Origin of the sequence: Dokdonella sp. (assembly GCF_051958935.1) — a bacterium.
GTDB lineage: Bacteria > Pseudomonadota > Gammaproteobacteria > Xanthomonadales > Rhodanobacteraceae > Dokdonella_A.
On the sequence record NZ_JBQCFP010000193.1, the window covers coordinates 1 to 14,569 of the forward strand.

Genomic DNA, 14,569 nt, shown 5'->3' on the forward strand with positions numbered 1-14,569 from the left:
TGGGATCCGCGATGCCTTTCATGACATGAGCAAACGCATCCGCCGCCTTCCGTTGGACCTGCGCGGCTTGGCCGGCCGCGACGATGTCTTCCGCCTGTACGGAGCGGTGAAGCGCGCCGCCGAAGTCGACGCATGGTTGCGCGCCGAGCCGCTCGAGCTGCGCTCGATCGCACGGACATGGTTCGAATGCCTGCGCGCCTGCGGCGGCGACGTGCGCGAGCTCATGCATGACGGGCAGCCGACGGCATGCGTCGGCGACGCAGCGTTCGCGCACGTCGCGGCATTCAAGGCACACGTCAACGTCGGTTTCTTCCATGGCGCCACGCTTGCCGACCCTGCCGGCCTGCTGCAGGGGACGGGCAAGGCGATGCGACACGTCAGGCTGTGGCCCGGCGAGCCGGTCGACGATGCCGCATTGCGCGCCTTGATCCACGCGGCATACGTGGACGTGCGCGGGCGCCTGGACGGCGACCGCGTTTCTTAGCCGGAGCCGCGGGCGTGTCGATGTTTCCCGCTCGCGGGCAATCGGCCGTTCATGCTCGGACCGCGACGATGCGTCGCCATGCACACGAGGATCCGCATAGGGTGCGCCGGTTGGGCGATCGCGACGACGCAGGCGGAGGCGTTTCCGCGCGAAGGCTCGCACCTCGAGCGCTATGCGCGCGTATTCGACGCGGTCGAGATCAACTCCTCGTTCCATCGCCCGCACCGGCCGCAGACCTACGCGAAATGGGCAGCGCTGGTGCCCCCAGGCTTCCGCTTCGCGGTCAAGATGCCGCGCGTGATCAGCCATGACCGGCGATTGGTCGGCTGCAGATCCGAGTTGCAGGCGTTCCTGGAGCAGGTCGACGAGCTCGGCTCGAAACTCGGCGTGCTGCTGCTGCAGCTGCCTCCGAACCTCGCATTCGATGCCGCCACGGCACTCGCGTTCTTCACGCAGTTGCGCAAGATGCACGACGGCGCGGTCGCGTGCGAGCCTCGCCATGCGTCATGGTTCAGCGTCGGCGTCGACGCGGCCTTGCGTCGGTTCGGAATCGCCCGCGTTGCGGCCGATCCCGCGCGCGTGCCACGCGCGGCCGTACCCGGCGGCCATCACGCCTTCGAATACGTCCGCCTGCACGGCTCGCCGCGCGTGTACTACGACGCCTATGCGGATGCAGTGCTCGAGCGCGTCGCGCGGCGACTGACGCGGTCGTCCTCCGGCGCGCGCGAGCGCTGGTGCATCTTCGACAATACCGCCGGGCGCCATGCGACGACCGATGCGCTGAAGCTCCAGGCGGCGGTGCGGGGGCGGAAAGCGGGTAGGGGGCGGGCCGGGACAGCGAGGACTCGCCGCTGAGTGCGTTGCGCACGGATTACATTCCCAAGGGTGCCGAGGCGGCCAATGGATGTCGATCGGAGCCCCACACGTTCGTCGCAAGGGGTGAACGGCCGCAATCCCAACCCTTCTTGCTACCCATGAGGAATACACGTATGAAGATCAGCGTCGAAAGCCATGTCGAGGCCCCCGTCGCCGCCGTTTGGCGGGCGTACACGACCCCCGAAGACATCCTGCGCTGGAACGCCGCGAGCGACGACTGGCACACGACCGCATCGACGGTCGACCTGCGCGAGGGCGGTGCGTTCTCGTCGCGCATGGAAGCGAAGGATGGCAGTTTCGGTTTCGACTTCGCGGGGACGTACACGGCGGTCGTGCCCGAACAGCGGATCGAATTCTCCTTCGGTGACCGCTCCGCCGTGGTCGAGTTCGTTCCGGCCGGCCACGGTGTCGACGTGCGCGTGACGTTCGATGCGGAGACGGAGAATCCGGTCGAGATGCAGCGCCAGGGCTGGCAGGCGATTCTCGACAACTTCGCGCGCTACGTCGAAGCCAGGCGCTGATGGTCCGCGCGGTGACGGCGTTGTTGCGTCGGCACCGCGCGACCATTCGACAGTGGCCCGTGGGCGTGCGGTGGGACTCGCGGACGGGAGGTCGGAGTGCTCGTGCCGCTGCGTCCCACCCTCCGGGTGCGGGCTTGCGCTCGACCGCGTGGGCCGCACATTGTTCGCGTCGGAGGTGAATCATGAATGCCGTGACGCCGCTGGTGCTGTCGTGTCCCCATTGCGCGTCGATGAACCGCGTGCCGCGCGAGCGGCTCGCGCAGGCGCCGCGTTGCGGGCGCTGTCACGAAACGCTGTTCACGGGAGCGCCATTCGCCCTCGCGGCTCCCACCTTCGATGCGCACGCGTCGCGCAGCGAACTGCCGCTGCTCGTCGACTTCTGGGCGCCCTGGTGTGGCCCGTGCGTGAGCATGGCGCCGGCGTTTGCTGCGGCGGCAAAGGCGCTCGAACCGCATCTGCGCCTCGCCAAGGTCGACACCGAGGCGGAGCCCGCGCTCGCCGCGCGCTTCGACATCCGCAGCATCCCGACCTTGGTCCTCTTCGCCGGCGGCCGTGAGGTCGCGCGCCAGTCGGGCGCCGTCGGCATGCAGCAGATCGTGCAGTGGGCGCGCGCGAATCTCCGCCCCTGACGTAGGGTCGGACGCAGCCGCGCGCAGCGCTGATCCGGAGCGACGCGCTCCGACCACGAGTCCCACCGTCGGCGGACCATGCCGTGCGGCCGCAGGCGCCTTCGGCACGGGCTGTGGGACTCGCCGCTCGCGCGGCTGCGTCCCACGACGCATACGCGTCGGCAGACCTCACGCGTGGACGATCCGCCGACAGCGCTCGGCCGCGTCGGCTCTCGCCCGCGCAATGCGTGTGGCGTCGCCCCGATTGCGCGGGCGGCGGGACGCTCATGACAAGGTTGTCAGCCTGCGGCTGCGCGAAAGCCTCGCGCAGCGCCTCCATGCTGCTTGGGACCAGTGGCGACACGACTCGCGACGCGCGTACTCCGCTGGCAATGCGCGCGCTGCGGCAGCCGGCATGAAATGTGCGCCCGTCTACAAATTGGAAAAAATTGTTTGACAACGTTGTCATGCGCGCGCAGTCTTCGGGCAGTTGACGCAGCCGCGGTGCATCGCCGGCGGCCGCGGCATTGACCGCATGGCCCGATCGGTGCAACGAGACTCGCGCCGTCCCGCCGGTCCCGCACTCCGCTGCGCATGCGGCGGCGGCCAGCATTGCTCGCGACACGTTCCGACCGACTTCGGCATGGGGTGATCGACATGAGCCATATCGCAAGCCTCGCCTGACCTCGCCGCGCCGCCTCGTCTGCGCGGCTTTTTCCGTGATGCCTTCACCGCAGGCGTGCCGCGCGCCTGCCGCGGTTTCGCACAGCCCGCGATCGGCAGGGAGCGATCGCCGGGAGGCGAAAGAGGCCGGGCCGGCCCGGCCATTGTTCAACGACGACAACCGGAGCACGACCATGCCCGACCTGATCCGCAAACTTCGATTCCTGCCATGGCTGTTCGCCCTCGCGTGCAGCGCATGCGCCTTCGCGCAGACCGTCAACTGCAGCGGCGTTGCCGCGTGGAACGCGAGCACGATCTACAACCCCGGCGACCGCATGACCTACCAGGGCCGCCTGTACCAGGCGCTCGTGCCGATCTGGAATGCGGCGCCGAACTATTGCCCATCGTGCGGCTGGTACCAGGATCTCGGCGCATGCGGCAGCGGTGGCACGAACCAGCCGCCGAGCGTGTCGATCACCGCGCCGGCGAATGGCAGTACCTTCACTGCGGGCGCGAACATCACGGTGAGCGCGAACGCGTCCGACAGTGACGGCAGCATCACCAAGGTCGAGTTCTTCCGCGGCGCGACCTCGCTCGGCGTCGACACGAGCGCGCCGTACGCCGTCACGTGGAGCAACGCCGCCGCCGGCAGCTACAGCCTCACCGCGGTCGCGACCGACAACCAGGGCGCGACGACGACGTCGGGCGCGGTATCCGTCACGGTGCAGGCATCGCAGAACGACACGATGCCGCCGAGCGTGCCGACCGGCCTCGCCTCGCCGTCGCAGACGAACACGACGATCGGCCTCGCGTGGAATGCGTCGACCGACAACGTCGCCGTGACCGGCTACGACATCTACCGCGGCGGCAGTTCGATCGCGACAGTCGCCGGCACGAGCTACACCGCGGGCGGCCTGTCGCCTTCGACCACGTACACGTTCCAGGTGCGCGCGCGCGACGGCGCGGGCAACACGTCCGCGCTGAGTCCGCCGATCAGCGTGAGCACGAAGGCGAACCCGCCGCCGGGCGGCAAGCGGGTGCTCGGCTACTTCGCACAGTGGGGCATCTACGCGCGCAACTACCGCGTGAAGACCATCGACACGAGCGGTACCGCGTCCAAGCTCACCCACATCAACTACGCGTTCGGCAACGTGCGCAACAATCGCTGCGAAGTCGGCGTGAACATCCCGTCCGACCCGAACACCGGTGCGGGCGGCGATGCATTCGCCGACTACACCAAGGCGTTCGGCGCCGCAGAGAGCGTGAGCGGCGCCGCCGACACCTGGGACCAGCCACTGCGCGGCAACTGGAACCAGTTGAAGCAGCTCAAGGCGAAGTATCCGGGCCTCAAGGTGCTCATCTCGCTCGGCGGCTGGACCTGGTCGCGCGGCTTCTCGAGCGCGGCGCGTCCGGAGAATCGCCAGGCCTTCGTCGCCTCGTGCGTCGACGCCTACATCCGCGGCAACCTGCCTGCGAGCGACGGCGCCGGCGGCGCGGGCGCGGCCGCCGGCGTGTTCGACGGCATCGACCTCGACTGGGAATACCCGGTCGCGTGCGGCCTTGCCTGCGGCAGCGCCGAGGACGGCGCGAACTTCACCGCGCTGCTCGCCGAGTTCCGCCGGCAGCTCGATGCGGTGCGTCCGGGCCTGCTGCTGACCATCGCGGCCGGCGCGGGCGTCGACAAGATCCGCGTGACGGATCCCGCGGCGTATTCACAGTCGCTCGACTTCATCAACGTGATGACCTACGACTTCCACGGCTCGTGGGATGCGCAGACCAACCATCACTCGGCGCTGTTCGCCTCGCCGCAGGATCCCTCGACCGGCGACCAGAAGTTCTACAACAGCAACGACGCGATCGAGGCGTTCCTCTCGCGTGGCGTGCCGCCCGCCAAGCTCTCGCTCGGCATCGGCTTCTACGGCCGCGGCTGGACCAATGTCCCGGCCGGCAGCAACCACGGCCTGTACCAGTCCGGCAGCGCCGCGCCCGGCACGTACGAGGCGGGCAACGAGGACTACCATGTACTGAAGAACCTCAATTATCCGATCTATACCGACGAGGCCGCGATGGCGACGTGGGCGTACAACGGCACGACCTTCTGGAGCTACGACACGCCCGCGATGATCCAGACCAAGATGAACTACGTGAAGACGCAGGGCCTCGGCGGCGCGTTCTTCTGGGAGTTCAGCGGCGACGAGGCGCAGGGCACGCTCGCGACGGCGATCAAGAACGGGTTGCAATGACGCGGCACGGCTGCTCCCGCGTGATGGATATGGACCGCCCCGGGTTCGTCCGGGGCGGTTTGCGCATCGTCGTTGCCATTCCCCCGTCCCGCTTGCGGGAGAGGGCAGGGTGAGGGCCATCGGAGCGCGGCATCCGGCATGGTTACTCGCCGCTCCGTGTTCCCCCACCCGCCGCGCTGCGCGCGTCGGCCTCTCCCGCAAGCGGGAGAGGCGACATGCGCTGTCACATTTCCGCGCGTCCGTGCGTCCTCGCATCGACTGACGGAGAATATGCCCGTGGATGCCGCCACCGCCCTGTTCGAGACCCATCGCTCGCGCCTGTTCGGGCTCGCCTACCGCATGCTCGGCACGCCGGCCGACGCCGAAGACGTGCTGCACGAGGCCTGGCTGCGCCTGCACGCACAGGATCTTGCGTCGCTTGACGATCCCGAAGCGTGGCTGGTCACGGTGGCGACGCGCCTCGCGCTCGATCGCCTGCGCCGCGCGAAGGCCGAGCGCGAGCATTACGTCGGCCCGTGGCTGCCCGAGCCGCTGTCCGACGATGCCGAGTCGCCCGACGCCGCGCTCGAGCGCGGCGAATCGCTGACCTTGTCGTTCCTGCTCCTGCTCGAGCGACTGAGCCCGGAGGAGCGCGCCGCGTTCCTGCTGCACGAGGTATTCGACTACAGCCACGCCGAGGCCGCGGCCATCCTCGACATCGCGGAAGATGCATGTCGCCAGCGCGTGCATCGCGCGAAGGCGCGCCTGCGCGAAGGGCGGCCGCGCTTCCACGTCGACGGCGCGGCGCAGCAGCGCCTGCTCGAGCGCTTCGTCGCGGCGATGGCCGAACCGCGCCTCGATACCCTGCGCGCGCTGTTCGCCGAAGACGCCGTGCACGTCAGCGATGGCGGCGGCGTGGCCCGCGCGACCCTGCACCCGCTGCACGGGGCCGATCGGCTCGCGCGGCTGTACCTGCAGCTCGCGCGCAATCTCGCCGGCGTGCGGTACGAATTCGCCGAGCTCAATGGCGCGCCCGCATTGTTCATGTTCGACGGTGCCACGCTCGCGAGCGCGATGTGGGTCGAGTGCGACGGTGATCGCATCACGGCGATCCACGCGTTGCGCCACCCGGGAAAACTCGCGCGCATCCACGCTGTCACGAAACCGACCGCACCCGCGTCCTTGCATTGAAGCGGCCGATTGCGGCCGCGTATATCGCAAGGAGTCCGTCATGCGTTTCAACATCCAGCGTCACTACCCGGCGATGCAGCCGCTCATCGACCTCGGCCGCGCCGTCCACGACGCCGGTCGCCTCGAGCCCGCGCTGATCCAGCTCGTGCTCATGCGCGTGTCGCAGATCAACGGTTGCGCCTTCTGCCTCGACATGCACAGCAAGGACGCGCGCGCTGCCGGCGAAACCGAGCAGCGCCTGTACCTCTTGCCTGCGTGGCGCGAGACCAAGCTCTACAGCGAGCGCGAGCAGGTCGCGCTGCAGTGGGCCGAAGAACTCACCGAACTCGCCGGCGCCGAACCGGTGTCCGACGCGCTGTACGAGAAGGCGACGAAGGTATTCAGCGAACTCGAACTCGTCGACCTCACGCTGCTCACGGTCACCATCAACAGCTGGAACCGCATCAACGTCGCGGCACGCACGATCGGCGGCAACTACAAGCCGCCGGCACGAGCGGCGCATTGATCTCGTGATCGCGTCCGGTTTCGCTGGCAGATTGGGAGGATCCCCGCATGCTGTGCGCGCCGCCGGCCGCCGATTACTCAGCGGTCCGTCCGCCCACAGGGGTTCCTACCAACGAAGGCGACGCCTTCGCGCGAACGGCGGAAGTCGCGATGTTTCTGTCGCGGTGGTGGTCCATGGCTCCGCCTGCGCATGCGTGCTGGTGTCGGTCCGAATCAACGTCCAAGGCCGGCTTGCGGAATGACGCGTGCCGGCGCGCGCCGCCGGCGACTTTCGTGATGAAGCCACGGCGCCGCGCGGGCGGCGGCAGAACCTAATGTGGTGCTTGCGCCGCCTCGGCGACCTCTGCGCGAAATTGCCCGGCCGCATCCGCATCGCCGCCGCGCTCGGCGGCCTGGGCCGCGCCCGCCGATGCACCGCGGCGACCGGGCGCACCCTCGAGTGCGGCACGGTACTCGTGCAGCGCGTCGGCGGGGCGGCCCGCTTCGAGCAGCAGGTCGCCGAGCTGTTCGCGCGCGGGCACGATCGGGCCCGGGGTGACGGGCAGCTTCTCCGCCGCGTCCTCCGTATCGGCGGCCACGCGCATTTGCGCGATCGCCTCCCCGGTTTTTCCCTGCGCGAACAGCTGCCATGCGCGCGCGGAGTCGGCTAGGGCGCGCGTCTGCGTCGCCCAGTACGCGTTGCCGGTGGCGTCGAGCTTGGCGATGCTCGCGTCGATCGCCGCGATGTCGGGGTCTGCGCTCTTCGGATGTCCGCTGCGCGATGCGCCGATCGCGCGCGCCCAGTAGACGATCGCGGCGACGTGCGGCTCGGAGTCGGGCAGCGGCTGCAGCGCGGAGGCTTCGGCCCACTGGCGCCGCTCGATCGCGTAGCGCACCGGCATCGCGTTGGCCGCGTAGCCGATCTTGAACTTGCCGGCACCGAGGCCGCGCATCGCGGCGAGGTCGTCGACGACGCGCTTTGCATCGGCGTCCCGGCCGAGCTGCAGGTAGGCGTAGGTGAGGTAGTCCATCGCGTGCAGTTCCTCGCCGACGTCGCCGGCCGCGTGCGCGGCCTTGCGCGCGGCGAGGTTCGATGCGACCGAATCGTTCCAGTAGCCGAGCCGCGTGAACACGTGCGAAGGCATGTGCAGCGCGTGCGGCGCGGACGGCGCGATCTTCGCGTACGCGCGCGCGGCATCCAGGCCGCGCGAGGCGAGTTCGGCGCTGTCGTAGGCATGGATGAGGTAGTGCGCGAGGCCCGGATGCTGCGGATGCGCGCGGTAGAGTGGCTCGAGGATCTCGCCGGCGCGCTTCTGGTTCGCGTGCGTGCGATCGGTCGGCGACGCGGTCGCGAGCAGCGCGAGCGCGTGGAAAGTCCGCGCTTCCATGTCGTCGGGGAAGCGCGCGGCGACGTCGGCCATCGCCTGCTCGTACGCCTTGGCGCGCACAGCCGGCGCCACGTGTTCGTAGTCCTTGTAGTAGGCGCTCGCCGCATCGATGAATGCGCGCTCGCGCGGTGATCCGGTGCCAAGGCGCTGCGCCCGCTCGAGTTCTGACGACCCCTTGGCGAGGTCCGCCGCCGACGGTGTCTCCCACAGCGGGTGGTAGAGCGACACCGCGCCGCCCCAGTGCGCGATCGCGCACTTCGGATCGGCGGCGGCGACATCGTGGAAACCCTTCTCAGCTTCGGTATAGGTGAACGAGTGCAACAACGCGAGCGCACGCTCGAAGCGCGCCTGCACGCCCGCGGCGCAGGTCGTCGGGAACGTGACCGAGCCGAGCTTCTCGGGCGCCGGATGCGACGTGTGCGCCTCCTGCGCGTTGGCGGCCGCGGCGAACGTGCACAGGAGGAGGGCGAGGCTGATGCGATGACGACGGTTCATGCGTGCTCCCGCGATGCCCGGCACATCGCCGACGGCGTCCCCCAATGTAACGCCGTTTGCGCGGTCGTTGTGACAGCGGGTCGCTCGGCAACGGCTGACCTTCGTGTGTTCCATGTGCTCCTTGCGATTTCGCGATGGATCTTCCTTGGTGTCCTTCGAGAGCTTCAGACTTCGCTCAAGCGCGCCCTCGTCTCAGGGATCGAGCCCATCCTCGAAGATCGCGTCGGACTGCAGCCGCAGCACGCCGAGCGTGTACGAGTCGGGGAAAGGCCCGGTCGGCGTGAGCAGGCCGGCGATTACCGGACGCTCGCCGGAGAGCGTCATCGTGGTCGCGACCTGCACGTCCGCGGTGCCGGCGCTGAAGGTGTAGCGATTCACGCCGTTGCCGTCGAACGTGGCGTCGAGCACGCCGGTGGAGTGCATGCGCGCGGCGAAGAAACTGCGGGTGCCGGCGCCGGTCGGGTCGATCCAGCCCGCGGCGACGATGCGCCGGTCCTGGCGCACCGCGAGTGCGGCGACATTCGACCCGTCCTCATATTGCAGCACGACGAGGCCGCTGTCGCCGAAGTTCGTGTCGAGGCTGCCGTCGCGGCGCACGCGAAAGACCAGCGTACCCGGCGTCACGCTGCTGGTGAGATTGATGTTTGCGGCGACGATGACGCCGTCGTTGTACGGATCGATCGCGATCGCCGGCACGGCGTAGCTGCCGAGCAGGTCAATGTCGAGGAAACCCGTGCCGGCGAAGCTCGTGTCGAGCTGGCCGTTCGGTAACAGGCGCACGAGCATCGGGATGCCGCGGTCGTCCTGGTCGTCGTAGTCCTCGCGGTGCCCGGCGACGACGATGCGGCCGTGCGTGTCGACGGCGAGTGCGGTCGCGACCTCCGGCAGGTAGTGGTCGGACGCGTCGGTGCGGCCGAAACTGACCCAGCCCGCGTTGCCGAAGCCGGTGTCGACACTGCCGTTCGCGTTGATGCGCACGACCATGAAGTCCTCGAAGCTGCCACGGCCGCAGTTGGTGCAGTACCCGTAGGCGAGGAGCTTGCCGTCGGGTGCGCGTACCACACCGTGGAACAGCATGCCCGCGTTCGCGCCGAACGGCTGGCTCGTGATGCGAATCTTGCCGCCGTTGCCGAACGTCGGGTCGAGCGTGCCATCCGCGCGCAGCTTGACCAGGCCGAGCGTTTCGTAGGGCAGGGTCATGCTTTCCGTCGCGCCGACGACGATCATGCCGTTGCCGGGAGTGGGCACGATGCCGATGCAGTCGTCCTTGAATGGTTGCGCTTCGAGATGCACGAGCTGCCAGCCGCCGAGGCCGAACGCGGCATCGACGGCGCCCGACGACGTGAATTTCGCCACGCCGCAGGCATCGAAGTCGTCGTCACCGACCGACGCGGTGTCGAACGCACCGACCGTGACCACGCTGCCGTCGCCGAGCACGGCAACGCCCTCCGTCGATACCTGAAGCACGTCCATGCCGGAATACGTCGTCGGCCACGGGAACAGCGCCTTGCCGTCGCCGGAGAAGGTGGGGTCGGGGTCGCCGTCATCGGCCATCGCGTTGCCGCTCGCAGCGAGCAGCAACGCGAATGCAGAGAGCGCGATCGCGCGAATCGCGCCGCGCGGGAAAGTGGTGGTCGCAGTCGGTATCGCAGGCATCGTCCCCTCGCCGTTGCGGCGCCGTCGATTCGGCGCCTTGCAAGGGGTCACGGAGCAGCGCGCCGCGGGGGGCCAGCGTTGCGGTCGGATCAGTGCGAGGGTGGCGCCAGCTCCGCATCCCCGTACGTTGCCGCGAGCGCTTTGCCCGTGATGAAATCGGCCATCAAGTCGAAATAACCGGCCGATCGACGCGTCGAGACGCGTTCGCCGTCGGGTTTGGTTTCGAACTCGACGATGCCGTGGTCGGCGTTCGGGAACAGTGCGGTCGTGATCGGGCGGCCGTCGGCCTGCAGGGCGGCAAGGCGGCGGCGCGTCTCGAACGGGGGCGCGTCGCGGTCCTGGCCGCCGAGGACCCACAGCTGCGGCACGTCGAGGTTCTGCAGCACGGGCATCGGGTCGTAGCGGACCTGAATGCCAGCGACGAGCGCGCGCAGGTCGCGACGCGCGACCTCGGGCGTCGCGGCGAGCAGGTAGCCGGCGATGTTGCCGCGCACCGACTTGAACCAGGGCTCGTTCGCGTACTGCTTCTTCAGTGCATCGAGGCGGTCGTAGCCTTCGGTGAAACCGCTCTCGACGATCGCGATCGCCGCGTCGGAAATCGCCATTGCCTTCGCCTGCGCATCGCTATCGAAGCCGGCGCGCTGGAGGTCGAATGCGACCGCTTCGCGATCTTCATCGATCGGCGAGACGGCCAGACCGAAGCTGACGATCGCGAAGTCGACCGGCTCGATGCGCGCGGCAAGTGGAACCACCCAGCCGCCCTGGCTGCCACCCTGGTAGCCGACGCGGCCCGCGCGCGCGCCGGCAAGGCGCTTCGCTTCGTGCATCGCGCGGAGCGCATCGACCGCGAGGACGAGGTAGTCCTGCGTGTAGCGCCCGCCCGATGCCCCCGTGCCGCGCTTGTCGTAGGCGAACACGCCGATGCCGTGGCTCGCGAACTCGCGCTGGAGGTAGTAGTCGTGCAGTGCCGAGGAATGCTCGGCACCGTGCACGAGCACGACGAGCGGCACGCGTGCGTCGCCGGGCGGCATCGTCAGCCGGCCCGCGAGTTCGACGCCGCTGCCCTGGAAGCGCGTGTCGGTCTGCACGAGTGGAATGCGCGTGCCGCGGACGCGGTCGAAGCGGATGCCGTCGCGGCCGCAGTCGCGCAGCAGCACGCGATGGCCATCGGGCCGGTCGGTCCAGCCGTAAGTGCTCGTCCAAAGCCCGCGGCCCAGCGGCTTCAACGCGCCGGTCGTGCCGTCGGGGCGTCGCCAGCGCAAAGTGCCGCCGTCGTCGGGAGCGATGTCGAGCGTGCCGCCGTCGGCCATCGCGTATGCGCCGACCTCGCAGGGCACGGCCGGATCGACAGGCGCGGCCGCAATGCCGGCGCATGCGGTAGCGCCCAGCAACATGCCGAGGACGCGGAGCACGCATGCAAGGCCGGTGCATACGTTCATGCGATGCTCCATATACGTCAATATTTACGTAAATATTGACGCTATTGGCCGGTGTGGTCAATATGGCGCACGCACGCGCTGGAAGAGGGAACATGAACGACTTCATCGAGGCACAGGGCCCGGCCTTCCTGGCGCACCTGTTGCGGCGACTTGCCGACGAACTCGTGCAGGGCGCGGCGGACTGGTACCCGGCCGTCGGGGTGGGTTCGCCGCCGCGCACGGTGTCGACGCTCATCGCGCTCGACGAGCACGGGCCGCTCGGCGTCACCGAACTCGCGGGCCGGCTGCGCCAGTCGCATCCGCTCGTGATCGTCTGGATCCGGGAGCTGTCGCGGCTGTCCCTCGTCGAGCAGGTCGACGATCCGGCCGATCGGCGTCGCACCGTTGTTCGCCTCACCGGTGCGGGCCGGCGCGAGGTCAAGAAAGCGCGTGCGGCGTTGCAGGTGATGGCGCAGGCGTCGCGCGAGTTGTTGGCGCTCGCGGGGCCGGGGGCATGGGCGGGGTTGTGGGCGATGGAGCGGGGGTGTCGCGAGCGGCCGTTCGTCGAGCGCCTGCGCGACGCGGCTGCCAAGCGCGCGGCGCGTGCATCGAAGGCGGCGACAATGGTCTCTCCCCGGCGGCGACGCGCGGCTGCGCGCATGAGGTGAGGCACCTGTGGGAGCGCCGCGGTGAGTCGTCGCGGCGAATGCAGGCTCGGGAGCATCGCGGCTGCCGCTGCTGCCACCGGCAGGCGCGGGCTACTTCTGGCTTTGCGAGAGCCCGTAGCGCGGATCAAGCCGCACAGCGGCGGATCCGCCTTCATCACTTTGCGCCTTGGCACGGCGGCTCCGGTCTTTGGCCTTGATTGAACAAGCGCGCATTCGAGCAGGAGCGACGTTGAGTCGCGTTGCTTTTGCGTCGGGCCGTGCTTCCACCAGCGTCATCGATCGTGGACGCCGGGGTGACGGGCTTTGGTCCGTGGCTTGAGCGCGCGCAGTTCGTCTTTCGCACGCTCGAGGATGCCACGCCGGCGACGGCCGAGACCGCTGCCGGCGCGGTTGATGTAGAACGTGAGCATCGACATCGCGGAGCGGTACGGTTCGCTCTTGCGTCGCCGGCTGCGCTGCGCGGAGCGCAGCAGGGATTTTGCAATCGCGTGCGGGTCGTCGAGCGTGAACACGCCCTCGCGCAGGTCGAGCGCGTTGCTCGTACGCGTGACGCGACCGGACCAGCGCGCGTACGAAGAAGATTTCGAGGCCGTCGGCCGTCGGCTCCGCGATCGCTTGGCGGCGGGCTTCTTCTCGCGGGCGGTGGTCATGTCCTTCACCTCGGATGGGACCGTGAGGCTGGCGTGTCAGCCTTCGGCAAGGGATTGGTGCACCGTGCCGACGCAATCCTCGTGGGTGCAGTTGCACGGCGGCCTGACGCCGTCGGACGTCTGTTCGGCGCAGGCGGGCGAGCAGAATTCGTCGTGCTCGCCCACGCCACAATTGCACCAGGGGTTCGCACAGCATTTCGCATCGGCGTTCATCGGGACCTCGGGCGTCTTTTTGGGTGCCGACTACAGCACCGCGCGAATGAATCGCAGCTTGCCCGTTGCAGCGCTCGCGCGCGCCCCCATATCGCGCGCATGCACCAGTTGTCCCTGCTCGATGCCGGCGCCTCCCTGGTGGATCATCCGGTCGCGCGCATCGAATACTGGCCGCATCTGTGTGATGCGGCAGCCGCCGACGCGTGGTTCCATGCGCTGCGTGACGGGGTGCCGTGGCGATCCGACCGGCGTCTCATGTACGAGCGCGAGGTAGCGGTGCCGCGCCTGCTCGCGCACTACGCCCTTGCCGACGATGACGTGCCGGCAGCGATCCGCGAGGCGCGCGAGGCGGTCGGCCGTGTCGTCGCGGCGCCGTTCACGCATGTCGGTCTCAATTTCTATCGTGACGGCGAAGACAGCGTCGCGATGCACCACGATCACCTTTCCGAACTCGTGCCGGGCCAGCCGATCGCGCTGGTGTCGCTCGGCGCGCCGCGTCGCATGACGATCGCGCCGCAGGCGCCGCCGCGCAGGACGCACAAGATCGAGCTGCAACCGGGGAGCCTGTTGGTCATGAACTACGCCTCGCAACTGCACTACCTGCATGGCATCCCCAAGTCCAAGGCGCCGGTCGGTCCGCGGATCAGCCTCGCGTTCCGCGTGCGACCCGCCTGAGTCATCACGGCCTGCCGCGCGGCAGGCGCGCGTCCGGCGTGCGATACGCGGGAGGCGTATAGAAGACGAGCGTGCGAAGGTGCGCCGTGCCGGTGTTGCGGATCTCGTGCCGCTCGCCTTTACCGATGAGGATCAGCGTACCTGCCTTGAGCCGCGTGCGCCGGCCTTCGACGATCGCGACGCCGCGGCCGTCGACGACGAACAGCCACTGGTCCGCGCCGCGGTGGGCGTTGTCGGGGCCACCTTCGGAGTCGCCTCGCGGAATGACCATTTCGGCGGCCTGGCCGCGCCGGTTGTGCATCGCGAGGCGGAAGCCTTCGGTGAATCGCAAGGTCTTGCTTTGCATGCTTGCCTCCTC

At 69.0% G+C, this 14,569-nt stretch carries 14 protein-coding genes; 9 read left to right on the top strand and 5 right to left on the bottom strand.

Features of this window, described 5'->3' with window-relative positions; translation table 11 throughout:
* Positions 1-25 precede the first annotated feature (25 nt).
* The 7 genes from ACTHK2_RS17885 (at position 26) to ACTHK2_RS17915 (ending at position 7,070) form a co-directional block, all read left to right on the top strand.
* Complete coding sequence (locus ACTHK2_RS17885) at positions 26-484, top strand: DUF1801 domain-containing protein (protein ID WP_440247095.1); 459 nt, start codon at positions 26-28, stop codon at positions 482-484.
* Between the two features lie 78 nt (positions 485-562).
* Entirely contained in the window at positions 563-1,339 is a 777-nt protein-coding gene (locus ACTHK2_RS17890; RefSeq protein WP_440247096.1) for a DUF72 domain-containing protein, read from the top strand.
* Positions 1,340-1,473: 134 nt separating this feature from the next.
* A complete protein-coding gene (locus ACTHK2_RS17895; protein WP_440247097.1) occupies positions 1,474-1,881 on the top strand; it encodes an SRPBCC family protein in 408 nt (135 codons plus the stop codon).
* A gap of 182 nt (positions 1,882-2,063) precedes the next feature.
* Positions 2,064-2,510, top strand: coding sequence for a thioredoxin TrxC (gene trxC / locus ACTHK2_RS17900; protein WP_440247098.1), 447 nt, complete (start codon positions 2,064-2,066; stop codon positions 2,508-2,510).
* 836 nt (positions 2,511-3,346) lie between these two features.
* Positions 3,347-5,395, top strand: a complete 2,049-nt coding sequence (locus ACTHK2_RS17905) for a glycosyl hydrolase family 18 protein (RefSeq protein ID WP_440247099.1) — start codon at positions 3,347-3,349, stop codon at positions 5,393-5,395.
* 276 nt (positions 5,396-5,671) lie between these two features.
* Complete coding sequence (gene sigJ / locus ACTHK2_RS17910) at positions 5,672-6,565, top strand: RNA polymerase sigma factor SigJ (protein ID WP_440247100.1); 894 nt, start codon at positions 5,672-5,674, stop codon at positions 6,563-6,565.
* Positions 6,566-6,605: 40 nt separating this feature from the next.
* Positions 6,606-7,070: a carboxymuconolactone decarboxylase family protein gene (locus tag ACTHK2_RS17915; protein WP_440247101.1), complete on the top strand. Its 465-nt coding sequence runs from the start codon at positions 6,606-6,608 to the stop codon at positions 7,068-7,070.
* A gap of 310 nt (positions 7,071-7,380) precedes the next feature.
* Here the strand turns inward: ACTHK2_RS17915 and ACTHK2_RS17920 are convergent, their stop codons facing one another.
* The 3 genes from ACTHK2_RS17920 to ACTHK2_RS17930 form a co-directional block, all read right to left on the bottom strand.
* Complete coding sequence (locus ACTHK2_RS17920) at positions 7,381-8,931, bottom strand: hypothetical protein (RefSeq protein ID WP_440247102.1); 1,551 nt, start codon at positions 8,929-8,931, stop codon at positions 7,381-7,383.
* Between the two features lie 192 nt (positions 8,932-9,123).
* Positions 9,124-10,587, bottom strand: a complete 1,464-nt coding sequence (locus ACTHK2_RS17925; RefSeq protein WP_440247103.1) for a delta-60 repeat domain-containing protein — start codon at positions 10,585-10,587, stop codon at positions 9,124-9,126.
* Between the two features lie 89 nt (positions 10,588-10,676).
* Entirely contained in the window at positions 10,677-12,026 is a 1,350-nt protein-coding gene (locus ACTHK2_RS17930; protein ID WP_440247104.1) for an alpha/beta hydrolase family protein, read from the bottom strand.
* Positions 12,027-12,118: 92 nt separating this feature from the next.
* Between ACTHK2_RS17930 and ACTHK2_RS17935 the strand changes: the two genes are divergently transcribed.
* Positions 12,119-12,673 carry a MarR family winged helix-turn-helix transcriptional regulator gene (locus ACTHK2_RS17935; RefSeq protein ID WP_440247105.1) on the top strand — a complete coding sequence of 185 codons (555 nt, stop codon included), beginning with the start codon at positions 12,119-12,121 and terminating at the stop codon, positions 12,671-12,673.
* A 272-nt stretch (positions 12,674-12,945) separates the two neighbouring features.
* Here the strand turns inward: ACTHK2_RS17935 and ACTHK2_RS17940 are convergent, their stop codons facing one another.
* A complete protein-coding gene (locus ACTHK2_RS17940) occupies positions 12,946-13,323 on the bottom strand; it encodes a DUF3175 domain-containing protein (RefSeq protein ID WP_440247106.1) in 378 nt (125 codons plus the stop codon).
* A gap of 312 nt (positions 13,324-13,635) precedes the next feature.
* Between ACTHK2_RS17940 and ACTHK2_RS17945 the strand changes: the two genes are divergently transcribed.
* Complete coding sequence (locus ACTHK2_RS17945) at positions 13,636-14,211, top strand: alpha-ketoglutarate-dependent dioxygenase AlkB (protein WP_440247129.1); 576 nt, start codon at positions 13,636-13,638, stop codon at positions 14,209-14,211.
* Between the two features lie 4 nt (positions 14,212-14,215).
* Here the strand turns inward: ACTHK2_RS17945 and ACTHK2_RS17950 are convergent, their stop codons facing one another.
* Positions 14,216-14,557 carry a cupin domain-containing protein gene (locus ACTHK2_RS17950; RefSeq protein WP_440247107.1) on the bottom strand — a complete coding sequence of 114 codons (342 nt, stop codon included), beginning with the start codon at positions 14,555-14,557 and terminating at the stop codon, positions 14,216-14,218.
* Positions 14,558-14,569: the final 12 nt, after the last annotated feature.

Excerpts from the sequence above, each read along its gene's own strand:
- ACTHK2_RS17890 (WP_440247096.1), top strand. The coding sequence starts at position 563 with ATGCACACGAGGATCCGCATAGGGTGCGCCGGTTGGGCGATCGCGACG.
- trxC (WP_440247098.1), top strand. The coding sequence starts at position 2,064 with ATGAATGCCGTGACGCCGCTGGTGCTGTCGTGTCCCCATTGCGCGTCG.
- ACTHK2_RS17925 (WP_440247103.1), bottom strand. The coding sequence starts at position 10,587 with ATGCCTGCGATACCGACTGCGACCACCACTTTCCCGCGCGGCGCGATT.
- ACTHK2_RS17935 (WP_440247105.1), top strand. The coding sequence starts at position 12,119 with ATGAACGACTTCATCGAGGCACAGGGCCCGGCCTTCCTGGCGCACCTG.
- ACTHK2_RS17885 (WP_440247095.1), top strand. The coding sequence starts at position 26 with ATGAGCAAACGCATCCGCCGCCTTCCGTTGGACCTGCGCGGCTTGGCC.
- ACTHK2_RS17950 (WP_440247107.1), bottom strand. The coding sequence starts at position 14,557 with ATGCAAAGCAAGACCTTGCGATTCACCGAAGGCTTCCGCCTCGCGATG.
- ACTHK2_RS17940 (WP_440247106.1), bottom strand. The coding sequence starts at position 13,323 with ATGACCACCGCCCGCGAGAAGAAGCCCGCCGCCAAGCGATCGCGGAGC.
- ACTHK2_RS17920 (WP_440247102.1), bottom strand. The coding sequence starts at position 8,931 with ATGAACCGTCGTCATCGCATCAGCCTCGCCCTCCTCCTGTGCACGTTC.
- ACTHK2_RS17930 (WP_440247104.1), bottom strand. The coding sequence starts at position 12,026 with ATGAACGTATGCACCGGCCTTGCATGCGTGCTCCGCGTCCTCGGCATG.
- ACTHK2_RS17945 (WP_440247129.1), top strand. The coding sequence starts at position 13,636 with ATGCACCAGTTGTCCCTGCTCGATGCCGGCGCCTCCCTGGTGGATCAT.
- ACTHK2_RS17895 (WP_440247097.1), top strand. The coding sequence starts at position 1,474 with ATGAAGATCAGCGTCGAAAGCCATGTCGAGGCCCCCGTCGCCGCCGTT.
- ACTHK2_RS17905 (WP_440247099.1), top strand. The coding sequence starts at position 3,347 with ATGCCCGACCTGATCCGCAAACTTCGATTCCTGCCATGGCTGTTCGCC.
- ACTHK2_RS17915 (WP_440247101.1), top strand. The coding sequence starts at position 6,606 with ATGCGTTTCAACATCCAGCGTCACTACCCGGCGATGCAGCCGCTCATC.